We start from the raw sequence: 12315 nt of genomic DNA on the forward strand, positions 1-12315 counted from the left end.
TACGGGTAATTATTGATTGATCTGCATCGCGCATGGTCCTAAAGTTCGCGACCGAACGTCCATGCTGGCAACGATCCATGCGGCTCAAGTACTGACGACCAAAGGTTGCCATCGCTTTTGAAAGAAGGGATGGTAAATAGAGGCGACATCTTGGGAAGTAGGCGAACCAAAGTGGGGATACAGATCAGGCGTTCGCGACTTTCCACCGGGAAGTTCCCCCAAGCACCCTTTGTTTGATTTCAAAAGGTTTGATTTGCCACAGGAGTTACCGCATGCCGATCAATGTTGAAGATTATTACCCGCGCGCCACCTTCGATAAGATGAAGGCGTTTGCCGATCAGAAAGAAACCCCGTTTGTGGTCATCGATCGGCAGATCATCAGCCAGGCTTACGACGACCTGCACGCGGGCTTTCCATTCGCCAAGGTGTACTACGCAGTCAAGGCCAACCCTGCGGTGGAGATCATCGACCTGCTCAAGGACAAGGGCTCGAATTTCGATATCGCCTCGATCTACGAGCTGGACAAGGTGATGGGCCGCGGCGTTGGCCCGGAGCGCATCAGCTACGGCAATACCATCAAGAAAGCCCGCGATGTGCGCTATTTCTTTGAAAAGGGCGTACGCCTGTTTGCCACCGACTCCGAAGCGGATCTGCGCAATATCGCCAAGGCCGCACCGGGCTCGAAAGTCTATGTGCGCATCCTCACCGAAGGCTCGACCTCCGCCGACTGGCCGCTGTCGCGCAAGTTCGGCTGCAACCTGGACATGGCCCTGGATCTGCTGATCCTTGCCAAGCAGCTGGGACTGGTGCCTTACGGCTTGTCGTTCCATGTCGGCTCGCAACAGCGCGACATCGACGTGTGGGATGCCGCCATCGCCAAGGTCAAGGTGATCTTCGAACGGCTCAAGGAAGAAGACGGCATCGAGCTGAAGATGATCAACCTCGGCGGCGGTTTTCCGGCCAACTACATCACCCGTACCAACAGCCTGGAAACCTATGCCGAGGAAATCATCCGTTTCCTCAAGGAAGACTTCGGTGACGAGCTGCCGGAAATCATCCTTGAGCCGGGTCGTTCACTGATTGCCAATGCCGGCATGCTGGTCAGCGAAGTGGTACTGATCTCGCGCAAGTCGCGCACTGCCGTGGAACGCTGGGTGTACATCGATGTCGGCCTGTTTGGCGGGCTGATCGAAACCCTGGGCGAGGCGATCAAGTTTCCGATCTGGACCGAGAAAAAAGGCGAGATGGAGGAAGTGGTGATTGCCGGTCCGACCTGTGACAGCGCGGACATCATGTACGAGAATCACAAGTACTGCCTGCCGCTGAACCTGTCCAGCGGCGATCGTCTGTACTGGCTGTCCACCGGCGCCTACACCACCAGTTACAGTGCGGTGGAGTTCAACGGTTTTCCGCCGCTGAAGGCTTACTACCTGTAAACCGGCGCGTCTTGCCAGCAAGGCCCCGCTACCTGCGGGGCCTTGACGTTTCCGGGCCTGGCCTTTTGCCAGCGGCACGGCAAGGCGCGGTCGGGCATATCTGCTCGCAGGGCTTTCGACTCCTGGCTGCAGGCTCTAAGCTGAACCTATGAACAGATCAATTCTTCTCAATTGCGACATGGGCGAAAGTTTCGGTGCCTGGCAGATGGGTGACGATAGCCGGGTCATGCCGCTGATCGATCAGGCCAATCTGGCCTGCGGTTTTCATGCGGGTGATCCGCTGACCATGCAACGTACTGTGGCTCTGGCACTGCAGCATGGCGTGCAGATCGGCGCTCATCCGGCTTATCCCGACTTGCAGGGCTTTGGCCGGCGTCATCTGCGCTGTTCGGCGGAAGAAGTTGAAGCGCTGCTGCTGTATCAGCTGGGGGCGCTGGATGCTTTCTGCCGGGCTGCCGGTAGTCAGCTGGCCTATGTCAAACCGCACGGTGCGCTGTACCACGATCTGCTCGGCGATGACCGCTTGCTGACGGCGGCGCTGAGTGCCTGTGCGCGCTTTCGCCGGGGTCTGCCGTTGATGGTGCTGGCACAGGTCGACAATGCCCGCGCACAGCAACTGGCGGATGCCGTAGGGGTGCCGTTGCTGTTCGAAGCGTTTGCCGATCGGGCCTACCAGCCGGATGGTCGTCTGCTGCCACGCAGCCAGGCGTCTGCCGTGCATGCCGGGGAGGAACAGACCATTGCCCAGGGGCTGGCCATCGCTCGCGGCGAGCCGTTTGCCGATTGCAATGGCCAGGCCTTGCAATTGACGGCTGACAGCCTCTGCGTACATGGCGACAACCCGCAAGCACTGGCCGTGTTGCGGCGCTTGCGGGCATTGCTGGACTGCACATGATCCGTCTCGAGCCGGCCGGTGCCGAGGCGCTGCTGCTGGTATTGGCAGAGCAGCCGGACGCCGATCTGCCGCAACGTATCAACCGGCTGGCGGCGCGCATCCGGCAGGTGCTGGGGCCGGCAGTGATCGATCTGGTGCCGTCCTGGACCACTTTGCTGGTGCACTACGATGTGCTGAAAATCAACCATGCCCGGCTGCTCGAACGTCTGGAGCCGGTTCTCGAAAACTGGCTGGATCAGCCGCTGGCCGAACAGGCCGGTAGCTGTTTCGAGCTGCCGGTGTGGTACGCCGGCGAGGATCTGGCTGCTGTAGCCCAGGCCTGCGGGCTGGGTATCGACGAGGTGATCGAGCGGCATAGCGTTGCGGAGTACCGGGTCGGCGCGATCGGCTTTGCGCCGGGATTTGCCTATATGCGTGAGCTGGATGCGCAACTGGCGTTACCACGTCGCAGCACTCCACGGATCCTGGTGCCGCAGGGCAGTGTGGCGATTGCCGAACGGCAGACGGCTGTCTACCCGCAAGCATCGCCGGGTGGCTGGCATCTGCTCGGGCGCTGTCCGTGGCGACTGTTTGATCTGCAGGCAGAGTTGCCCTGCCTGCTCGGCATCGGCGACCGGGTGCGCTTTGTGCCGGTTGACCATGCCACCTATCTGGCGGAGGGCGGCCAGCCATGAACGGCTTCGAGGTGCTGCAGCCGGGGCCTTTGACGCTGTTGCAGGATGCCGGGCGCCCGCATGTACAGCACCTGGGCGTCTCGCCAAGCGGTCCGGTGGACATGCATGCTGCGGCCTGGGCCAACCGCCTGCTGGGCAATCGCTGGGGCACGCCCCTGCTGGAAGTAGCACTGGGCGGGCTGAGTCTGCACTGTCATGTCGATACCCGGGTGGCGCTGTGTGGTGCAGACCTGCCGATCAGTCTCGATGAATTGCCGCAGCCGAACTGGTCGTGCTTTGCCGTACGTGCCGGGCAGCGCCTGCAGCTGGGCTATGCGCGCAGTGGTCAGCGTGCCTATCTGGCGGTGAGCGGCGGCTTTGTCGCCAGTGCACAACTGGGCAGTGTGGCTACCCAGCAGCGCGAGGGCATCGGTGGCTTGCGCGGTGACGGCAGCCCGTTGCAGGCGGGCGATCTGCTGTCCTGCGCCGGGCAACTGCCAGGGCGGATGCACAGCGTGCCGGCAGTCTTTCAGCCGGATTACCAGCTGGAGCCCGAGCTGCGGTTTATCAGCGGCGGGGATGCGCTGAACTTTGGCGAACATGAACTCAATGCCTTTTTCGCGCGTGCCTGGCGGGTCAGCCCGCAGTCCGACCGTATGGGCGCGCGATTGCTCGGCGAACCGTTGCAGCTGCCCGCGCTACCGGCAGCACGCGAGTGGTCGCAGGGCGTCAGTAACGGCACGGTACAGGTACCGCCGGATGGCCTGCCCATCGTGCTGCTGGCCGACCGGCAGAGCATGGGCGGTTATCCGTTGCTGGGCTGGGTGCATCCGCTGGATCTCGGCCGGCTGGCCCAGTGCCCGGCTCACCATGGGGTACGTTTCACGCCGGTGACCCTGGGCAAGGCGCAGGCCGACTTGCGGCGGTTCTACCGCTTTTTTGGCCGCTGAGGGGCAGTGGGCGTCTGTCATCGCGCCGGAGCGGCGGTGACGGACGACTCGGCGGGCGCGGTTTTTTGTTACTGTCCCCGGTGAGAATGGCAACTGCAAGGCTTCTGGCACATGAGCATTGCTGAGACTGATCAGGCCCGGTTGCATCTGTCGGTGACGCTGCGGCGGGCACTATGCCTGCTGTCGGTGTTGCTGGGCCTTGGGCTGGGCGGCTGCAGCAGCAATCAGTCGCACAGCTCGATTGTCAGTAATCAGAGCGAACCGGCTCCCGATGAGCTGTTCCAGACCCAGGCCGACCGCATTGCCACCATCAGCATGCGCAACAACCTGAATACGCTCTATCTGCTGATGAGCAAGTTGTACAAGCGCAACCCGCGCGAGTGGCGCAAGACCACTGCGCCGAACCGTCTGGTTGCCGAGCAGCGCATCCAGTGGGCCATTGAACATCAGCAAACGCTGCCGGGGCTCGGCGGGAGAAGGAATGTGGTTGCTCTGGCCTACACCCTGAGTCCGGAATACCGCGGCGACCGCGTTGGCGCCTTCATCTTCTCGCTGGGCAGCATGCTGATCACTGCCCACGGCGGGCGGACCCGTTTCTACATGACCGATACGCTGGATCCGCAATATATCCACAATGCCGCGCGCAACATGGAAAAGGCGTCCTGGATGCTGGCCAATCGCAAGGATGCGCAAGGCCAGCCCTGGCTGCTATCCAATGAAATCAGCGAGCATGGCAGCAACCTGAGTTATGCCGTGCAGTTCGGCAAAATAGTCGCCCGCCTTGATCTGCTCACCGATGTGCTGGATGAAAGTACGCGGCGCATGGGCGTGGGCTATGCCCAGAGCCTGCTGTTCATGAACTTCCTGCCGGTGCAGTAAGCTCCAGCCGGACTACAGCTTGCAGCCCGCCTGTGAGGAGCCAGTGTTTGGCGCGATGTTCACCCTGGATGCGTGCCGAAGCCTTAGGGCATCAATACCTCGATCACCCCGTCGGCGCTGACGCTCACCTCGCTGCTACCGGCTTCGATTTCCTGCGCCGGCGCCGCATCGGACATCATCGCCATACCCTTCATGGCTTCCATGCGCATTGGCATCGGTGGGCGGAAGCCGCCGCTGTTGAGGTTCAGGCTGACCAGGCGAAAGCCGGTGCCGCCCATGGCCTGACTGATCAGGCTGGCGCGGGCATTGAAGGCCTGGATGGCGTCCTTGTACAGGGCGTCTTCGGCTTGCTGGCGGGAGGCTTTGGCAATGCTGAAGCTCATGCCGCCCATCTGCAGTGTGCCCAGCAGGTCGGCAGTCAGTTGCGAGAGGGCGGCAAAGTCACTGCTTTCCAGACGCAGGTCGGCGCGTTCGCGCCAGCCGGTGATCTTCTGCCGCTTGTTGTCGTAGACCGGATAACTGTTGCGGCTGCCCAGGCTGACCCTGACCGCCTTGACCTCGCGTGCCCTGGTTACGGCAGCGTTCATGGTTTCGCTGATCTGGCGCGCCAGGCGGGCAGGGTCACTGTCCTGTGCCTCGCTGAACAGGCTGACCTGCATCTCGTCATGGGCAATGCTCTGGCTGGCCTCGGCGCGCAAGGCGACCTGGTTGTACTGCGGCTGTCCGGCCAGCGCCGGGTAACTGAGCAGCATGCTGGCCATCAGCGCCAGAGCTGCACCAAAACGAATGCTGTGGGTCATGGGGAATTCCTCGAGCAGAAGCAACATTGCCCGGACATCTGTCAGGGCTTCGGGGCTGCAGGCAGTTTGCCTGATTGGCAGCGGATAAGGGGGTCTGACCTGCTTGTGCCAAAAGGGTTCCTTCCGCGCCGGTCGGTCAGCTGCCCATGGCCTGCACTGCAGCGGGTGGCGTGGCTTGGGTATACTCGCGGCGGAGTTTACCCGGAGTCAGCATGAACACCCCTGTGCAGTTGTTGTCCGCCAGCCGGCAGAATCTCTGGCGCCTGATCCTGATCCGTTTGCTGGTACTGGCTGCACAGTCGGCGGCGCTGGGCTTTGCCTATCTGTCCGACCTGTTGCCGCTGCCCTGGTTGCCGCTGGCGATCACCCTTGGCGTGTCGCTGGCCATATGCCTGCTGACGGCCCTGCGCATGCGCGCCCCATGGCCGGTGACAGAGCTTGAATACGCGGTCCAGCTGGGCTGTGACCTGCTGATTCACAGTGTTCTGCTGTATTTTTCCGGCGGCTCGACCAATCCGTTCGTGTCCTATTACCTGGTGCCGTTGACCATTGCTGCAGCCACTCTGCCATGGGTCTACTCCATGCTGCTCAGCGGTCTGGCGTTGAGCGGTTATACGGCACTGCTGATCTGGTACCACCCCCTGCACCTGCTTGGCATGCATCAGGAAGCCACCCTGATCAGCCTGCACCTGTTCGGCATGTGGCTCAACTTTGCCCTGTCGGCCGCCTTCATCACCTTTTTTGTGGTGAAAATGGCGGCGGCGCTGCGTCTGCAGGATCAGCTGCGCGCGCAGCGGCATGAGGAGAGCATGCGTGACCAGCAGTTGTTGGCCGTGGCAACCCAGGCCGCCGGTGCGGCCCATGAACTGGGGACGCCGCTGGCAACCATCAGTGTGCTGCTCAAGGAATTGCGCCGCGAGCATGCCAGCCAGCCAGCCTTGCAGGATGATCTGGCCTTGCTGCAGGAGCAGGTCAAGCTGTGCAAGGACACCCTGCAGCAACTGGTCCGGGCCGCAGAAGCGGACAGGCGGCAATCGGTGTCCGAACTGACAGCGCTTGAATGGCTGGAAACCAGCCTGAACCGCTGGCATCTGATGCGCCCGGAGGCCAGCTATCGTTACCGGATGGTCGGCCCGGGAGTGCCCCCGAGCATCAAGCCGCCGGCCGATCTGACCCAGGCCCTGCTCAATCTGCTGAACAATGCGGCCGATGCCTGCCCGGACAAGCTGGATATTCAGCTCGACTGGGACGCCCAGTGGCTGGTGCTGGGTATTCGCGACCATGGTGCCGGCGTGCCGCTGGCGATTGCCGAGCAGCTGGGCCGCCCGTTTATAACCAGCAAGGGCAAAGGCCGCGGTTTTGGCCTCGGCTTGTTTCTCACCCAGGCCAGTGTGGCCCGCGCCGGCGGCACGGTGAAGCTATACAATCTGGAACAGGGTGGCACGCTTACCGAAATGAAGCTGCCACGGGCCTTTGGCCTGATTTGAACAGGTATAGGGAGGATGAATGAGCGAAGTACCCCTGCAGGACGATGAAGAGCAGCCACATCTGTTGCTGGTTGATGATGATCCGACCTTTACCCGGGTCATGGCGCGCGCCATGACCAGCCGGGGCCTGCGTGTCAGTGTGGCCAATTCTGCGGAAGAGGGTTTGCAGCTGGCGCGTGAAGACTTGCCCGACTATGCCGTGCTCGACCTGAAAATGCAGGGTGACTCCGGGCTGGTGCTGCTCCCTCGGCTGCTGGAGCTGGATGGCGAGATGCGTGTGCTGATTCTTACCGGCTATTCGAGCATCGCCACGGCGGTCGAGGCGATCAAGCGCGGTGCCTGCAATTACCTGTGCAAACCGGCCGATGCTGACGACGTGCTGACGGCCCTGTTATCGCAACATGCCGATCTGGACACACTGGTGCCGGAGAATCCGATGTCGGTCGACCGTCTGCAGTGGGAGCACATCCAGCGCGTGCTGGCAGAAAACGAGGGCAATATTTCGGCCACTGCGCGGGCCCTGGGCATGCACCGGCGCACCTTGCAGCGCAAGTTGCAAAAGCGGCCGGTCAGGCGCTGAAACACATGGGGGCGCAGCCGGCAGGAGGCCAGGCATCCACAGGCCTTTGCCGCCAATCATCACCAGCGGGCAAAGGCTAAAGCGTCAGGCTTTTTTCTGCTGCTCGTCGATCACTTCCTGCGCCGCACGAAACGCGTCTATACATGCCGGCACCCCGGCATACACCGCGCAGTGCAGCAGGGTTTCACGAATTTCTTCCACCGTGCAGCCATTGTTCAGTGCGCCACGCACATGGCCTTTGAGCTCTTGCGGGCATTTCAGCGCCGTCAGCGCGGCCAGGGTAATCAGGCTGCGGGTTTTGCGTGGCAGGCCGTCGCGATTCCATACGCCGCCCCAGGCATGCTGGTTGACGAAGTCTTGCAGAGGCTGGGTGAATTCGGTGGCGTTGCCCAGCGCGCGGTCGACAAAGGCATCGCCCATCACTTCACGGCGTACTTGCAGGCCTTCAGGCTTGGTTGTGGACATGCGGTTCTCCTCAGAGGTAGCGCTGGCGCTGCCAGGCACGGGTGCCGACCACCAGCAGGGTCACTGTGGTCAGCGGCAGAACGAACCAGATCATCGCCTCGCGCAGAAGTTCCACTCCCGACATGCCGGTCTGGCTCATGATCAGGTACAGCGTGTAAAGCAGGTAATAGCTGACAAACAGCGCGCCTTCCCAGCGCTTGATGCAATAGCCGTTAAAGAAGATCGGCAGGCAGGCGATGGCCACGGCGATCATCACCGGGAAGTCGAAGGCCAGTGCATTGGTGGCTACCGGAACATCCACCGGTGATACCAGCGCCGTCAGTCCGAGCACGCAGAGCAGGTTGAAAATATTGCTGCCGACGATGTTGCCCACGGCAATGTCGCGCTCGCCCTTGAGTACGGCGATCAGCGAGGTCGCCAGCTCCGGCAAGGAAGTACCGATCGCGATCACCGTCAGACCGATCACCAGCTCCGACAGGCCGAAGGCCCGTGCCAGTTCAACCGCACCTTCCACCAGCAGGTTGGCACCTCCGACCAGCAGCGCCAGGCCGAGGATCAGCAAACCGAGATTGACTGCCCAGGCATAGGCTCGAGGCGCTTCGTGCAGACCATATTCTTCGGTGAATTCATCACTGCTTGCTGCGGCCTTGTCCTGACGACCCTTGATCACCTGAAATGTCGTGTAAGCCAGGATGCAGGCAAACAGCAGGGCACCATCCAGCCGGCTGAGGTTGCCGTCCAGGGCCAGGCCGTAGGCCAGCAGGCTGGCGCCAATCATCAGCGGCACATCCAGACGAATCAGTTGTCGCGAGACCACCAGCGGGGCAGCCAGCGCGGTGATGCCGAGGATCAGCAGGACGTTGGCGATATTGCTGCCCAGCACGTTGCCAATCGCCAGGTCGCCACTGCCGGCGTAGGCCGCCTGTACGCTGACGGCCGTTTCCGGGGCGCTGGTGCCGAAAGCCACCACGGTCAGGCCGATAATCAGCGGCGGGATGCCGAACTGCGCTGCCAGTTTGGCGGCACCGCGTACCAGTACTTCGGCACCGCCGACCAGCAGCACCAGACCGGCAAGCAAGTAGAAGGCAATTGTCAGGGTCATGGGCAGGCTCCGGAAAGGTCGGCATAGCTTACTTAATCGGTGCGGATCGGCCAGTGCAACCTGCAGGGCATTGTTGCAGGGTTTTGCCGGCCTGGTGGTTGCTGCCGGTTGCCGGGGGTGGAGCCCCGAAACCGGCTGCGCCCGGACGGCGGGACTAGGCGTCGAGTTTCTTCTTCAACAGCTGGTTGACCTGGCCCGGGTTGGCTTTGCCTTTCGAGGCTTTCATCGCCTGGCCGACGAAGAAGCCGAACATCTTGCCGCGTTTGGCTTCGTCGCTGGCGCGGTATTGCTCGACCTGTTCGGCATTGGCGGCGAGCATTTCATCGAGCATGGCTTCGATAGCGCCGCTGTCGGTGACCTGCTTGAGCCCCTTGCTCTCGATGATCTCGTCGGCGCTGGCACCTTCGCCGGCAGCCAGGGCTTCGAAGACCATCTTGGCGAGCTTGCCGGAGATGGTGTTGTCGATGATGCGTACGATCATGCCGCCCAGTTGCTCGGCAGAAACCGGTGACTGCTCGATCGAAAGGTTGCCGGTGTTGAGCAGGCTCGACAGTTCGCCCATCACCCAGTTGGCCGCCAGCTTGGCATCGCCGCAAATCTGCTGAACGGCCTCGAAGTAGTTGGCCAGCTCGCGGCTGGCGGCCAGCACGTCGGCGTCGTAGGTGGAGAGGCCGTACTGGCTCTCGAAGCGTGCGCGTTTTTCCCCGGGTAGCTCCGGCAGGCTGGCGCGGATTTCATCCAGCAGGCTCTGCTCGATGACCACTGGCAGCAGGTCAGGGCAGGGGAAGTAACGGTAATCGTTGGCTTCCTCTTTGCTGCGCATGGAGCGGGTCTGGTCCTTGTTGGGGTCGTACAGGCGGGTTTCCTGCACCACCTTGCCGCCGTCCTCGATCAGCTCGATCTGCCGCTGCACTTCATGATTGATGGCTTTTTCGATAAAGCGGAAGGAGTTGACGTTCTTGATCTCGGCACGGGTGCCGTATTCGGCCTGGCCGACCGGGCGCACCGAGACGTTGCAGTCGCAGCGCAGCGAGCCTTCGGCCATGTTGCCGTCGCAGATGCCGAGGTAGCGCACCAGTGCGTGAATCTGCTTCACGTAGGCCACGGCCTCCTTGGCGCTGCGCATGTCCGGTTCGGAGACGATCTCCAGCAGTGGCGTGCCGGCGCGATTGAGGTCGATGCCGCTCATGCCGTGGAAGTCTTCGTGCAGGCTTTTGCCGGCGTCTTCTTCCAGGTGCGCGCGGGTCACGCCGACGCGTTTCTGCGTACCGTCTTCCAGGGTGATGTCGAGGAAGCCCTTGCCGACGATCGGGTGATCCATCTGGCTGGTCTGGTAACCCTTGGGCAGGTCGGGGTAGAAGTAATTCTTGCGGGCGAACACGTTGCGTTCGGCGATTTCGGCGTTAATCGCCAGGCCGAACTTGCAGGCCATGCGCACGGCTTCGGCGTTGAGCACCGGCAGGGTGCCGGGCATGCCCAGATCGATCAGGCTGGCCTGGGTGTTCGGTTCGGCGCCAAAGGTGGTGGCGCTGGCCGAAAAAATCTTCGACCGGGTGCTGAGCTGGGCGTGAATTTCCAGTCCGATGACAGTTTCCCATTGCATGTTTCTAATCCTCAGAAGCCGGCGGGCGCTTGTTGGTGCCAGTCAGTCACTTGCTGGTACTGGTGCGCCACATTGAGCAGGCGGCTTTCCGCAAAGTAGGGTGCGAGCAACTGCACGCCTACCGGCAGGCCATCGACGAAGCCTGCCGGCATCGACAGGCCGGGGATACCGGCCAGGTTGGCGGTGATGGTGTAGATATCTTCCAGGTACTGCGCCACCGGGTCGTTGTTCTTTTCGCCCAGCTTCCAGGCCGGGTTCGGCGTGGTTGGCCCGAGAATCAGGTCGACCTCGTCGAAGGCGCTGACAAAGTCATTCTTGATCAGCCGGCGGATCTGCTGGGCCTTGATGTAGTAGGCATCGTAGTAACCGGCCGACAGTGCGTAGGTGCCGACCATGATCCGGCGTTTCACTTCGGCGCCAAAACCTTCACCGCGCGAGCGCTTGTACAGGTCTTCCAGATTGACCGGGTTTTCACAGCGATAACCGAAACGCACGCCGTCGAAACGCGACAGGTTGGAGCTGGCTTCTGCCGGCGCGATGACGTAGTAGGCCGGAATCGCGTGCTGCATATTTGGCAGGCTGATGTCCCTGACGCTGGCGCCGAGCTTTTTCAGCACTTCGACCACTTCCAGCACCTTTTCTGCGATGCGGGCATCCAGGCCGGCACTGAAGTATTCCTTTGGCAATCCAATGCGCAGGCCGTTCAGGGGCTGGTTGAGGTTGGCCAGATAGTCATCGACCGGCTGCTCGACGCTGGTCGAGTCCTTGGGGTCAAAGCCGGCCATGGCTTGCAGCAGCAGGGCGCAGTCTTCGGCAGTGCGCGCCAGCGGGCCACCCTGATCGAGGCTGGAGGCGTAGGCGATCATGCCCCAACGCGAGACACGGCCGTAGGTCGGCTTGAGGCCGGTGAGGTTGGTCAGTGCCGCCGGCTGGCGGATCGAACCGCCGGTGTCGGTGCCGGTGGCAGCCGGCAGCAGGCGTGCCGCCACCGCCGCAGCCGATCCGCCGGAGGAGCCGCCAGGCACGTGCTGCAGGTTCCACGGGTTTTTCACCGCGCCGTAATGGCTGGACTCGTTGGCCGAGCCCATGGCGAATTCGTCCATGTTCAGCTTGCCCAGCATCACCGTGCCGGCACTGGCGAGCTTTTCCACCACGGTGGCGTCATAGGGCGCCTTGAAACCGCTGAGAATCTTCGAGCCGCAGCTGGTGAGGATGCCCTTGGTGCAGAACAGGTCCTTGTGGCCGATCGGTGCGCCGAGCAGGGCGCCACTTTCGCCATTGGCGCGGCGCGCATCGGCACTTTGCGCCTGGGCAAGGGCCAGTTCTTCGGTGAGGCTGATAAAGCAGTTCAGCTGCGGATCCAGCGACTTGATGCGTGCCAGCAGGCTTTGCGCCAGTTCGACGGCGGAAAAGTCCTTGTTGGCCAGGGCCTGACTGATCTGGCTGAGGGTCAGTTGCTGCATAT

The 12315-nt window shown here is 62.2% G+C and carries 12 protein-coding genes; 7 read left to right on the forward strand and 5 right to left on the reverse strand.

Going from position 1 to position 12315, the window contains the following annotated elements; all coding sequences use genetic code 11:
• Nucleotides 1-272: 272 nt before the first annotated feature.
• The 5 genes from BLT89_RS01915 (at nucleotide 273) to BLT89_RS01935 (ending at nucleotide 4813) form a co-directional block, all read left to right on the forward strand.
• Nucleotides 273-1436 (forward strand): type III PLP-dependent enzyme, encoded by a 1164-nt coding sequence (locus tag BLT89_RS01915; protein ID WP_090192828.1) that lies wholly within the window; start codon nucleotides 273-275, stop codon nucleotides 1434-1436.
• A 148-nt stretch (nucleotides 1437-1584) separates the two neighbouring features.
• Nucleotides 1585-2331 (forward strand): 5-oxoprolinase subunit PxpA, encoded by a 747-nt coding sequence (locus tag BLT89_RS01920; protein ID WP_090192829.1) that lies wholly within the window; start codon nucleotides 1585-1587, stop codon nucleotides 2329-2331.
• Nucleotides 2328-3005, forward strand: a complete 678-nt coding sequence (gene pxpB / locus BLT89_RS01925) for a 5-oxoprolinase subunit PxpB (protein WP_090192830.1) — start codon at nucleotides 2328-2330, stop codon at nucleotides 3003-3005. The genes BLT89_RS01920 and pxpB overlap by 4 nt, the downstream gene beginning before the upstream one ends.
• Nucleotides 3002-3934 carry a 5-oxoprolinase subunit C family protein gene (locus BLT89_RS01930; RefSeq protein WP_090192831.1) on the forward strand — a complete coding sequence of 311 codons (933 nt, stop codon included), beginning with the start codon at nucleotides 3002-3004 and terminating at the stop codon, nucleotides 3932-3934. The genes pxpB and BLT89_RS01930 overlap by 4 nt, the downstream gene beginning before the upstream one ends.
• Before the next feature lie 111 nt (nucleotides 3935-4045).
• The gene (locus BLT89_RS01935) at nucleotides 4046-4813 is read left to right on the forward strand and encodes a hypothetical protein (protein WP_231975052.1); all 768 of its coding nucleotides are present in this window, start codon (nucleotides 4046-4048) and stop codon (nucleotides 4811-4813) included.
• Nucleotides 4814-4896: 83 nt separating this feature from the next.
• Here the strand turns inward: BLT89_RS01935 and BLT89_RS01940 are convergent, their stop codons facing one another.
• Nucleotides 4897-5613: an SIMPL domain-containing protein gene (locus BLT89_RS01940; RefSeq protein WP_090192832.1), complete on the reverse strand. Its 717-nt coding sequence runs from the start codon at nucleotides 5611-5613 to the stop codon at nucleotides 4897-4899.
• A 212-nt stretch (nucleotides 5614-5825) separates the two neighbouring features.
• On the opposite strand from BLT89_RS01940, the gene BLT89_RS01945 reads away from it, so the two are divergent.
• Both BLT89_RS01945 and BLT89_RS01950 read left to right on the forward strand, forming a co-directional pair.
• Nucleotides 5826-7100, forward strand: coding sequence for an ATP-binding protein (locus BLT89_RS01945; RefSeq protein ID WP_090192833.1), 1275 nt, complete (start codon nucleotides 5826-5828; stop codon nucleotides 7098-7100).
• Nucleotides 7101-7119: 19 nt separating this feature from the next.
• Nucleotides 7120-7680 (forward strand): response regulator transcription factor, encoded by a 561-nt coding sequence (locus BLT89_RS01950; protein ID WP_090192834.1) that lies wholly within the window; start codon nucleotides 7120-7122, stop codon nucleotides 7678-7680.
• A gap of 84 nt (nucleotides 7681-7764) precedes the next feature.
• Here the strand turns inward: BLT89_RS01950 and BLT89_RS01955 are convergent, their stop codons facing one another.
• The 4 genes from BLT89_RS01955 to gatA form a co-directional block, all read right to left on the reverse strand.
• The gene (locus BLT89_RS01955) at nucleotides 7765-8145 is read right to left on the reverse strand and encodes a carboxymuconolactone decarboxylase family protein (RefSeq protein ID WP_090192835.1); all 381 of its coding nucleotides are present in this window, start codon (nucleotides 8143-8145) and stop codon (nucleotides 7765-7767) included.
• A 10-nt stretch (nucleotides 8146-8155) separates the two neighbouring features.
• On the reverse strand, nucleotides 8156-9247 hold the full coding sequence (locus BLT89_RS01960; protein WP_090192836.1) for a calcium/sodium antiporter: 1092 nt from the start codon (nucleotides 9245-9247) through the stop codon (nucleotides 8156-8158).
• Between the two features lie 154 nt (nucleotides 9248-9401).
• Nucleotides 9402-10850, reverse strand: a complete 1449-nt coding sequence (gene gatB / locus BLT89_RS01965; RefSeq protein ID WP_090192837.1) for an Asp-tRNA(Asn)/Glu-tRNA(Gln) amidotransferase subunit GatB — start codon at nucleotides 10848-10850, stop codon at nucleotides 9402-9404.
• Between the two features lie 11 nt (nucleotides 10851-10861).
• A complete protein-coding gene (gene gatA / locus BLT89_RS01970; protein ID WP_090198601.1) occupies nucleotides 10862-12313 on the reverse strand; it encodes an Asp-tRNA(Asn)/Glu-tRNA(Gln) amidotransferase subunit GatA in 1452 nt (483 codons plus the stop codon).
• Nucleotides 12314-12315: the final 2 nt, after the last annotated feature.

The sequence above is a fragment of the Pseudomonas pohangensis genome (assembly GCF_900105995.1).
Taxonomy (GTDB): Bacteria; Pseudomonadota; Gammaproteobacteria; order Pseudomonadales; family Pseudomonadaceae; genus Aquipseudomonas; species Aquipseudomonas pohangensis.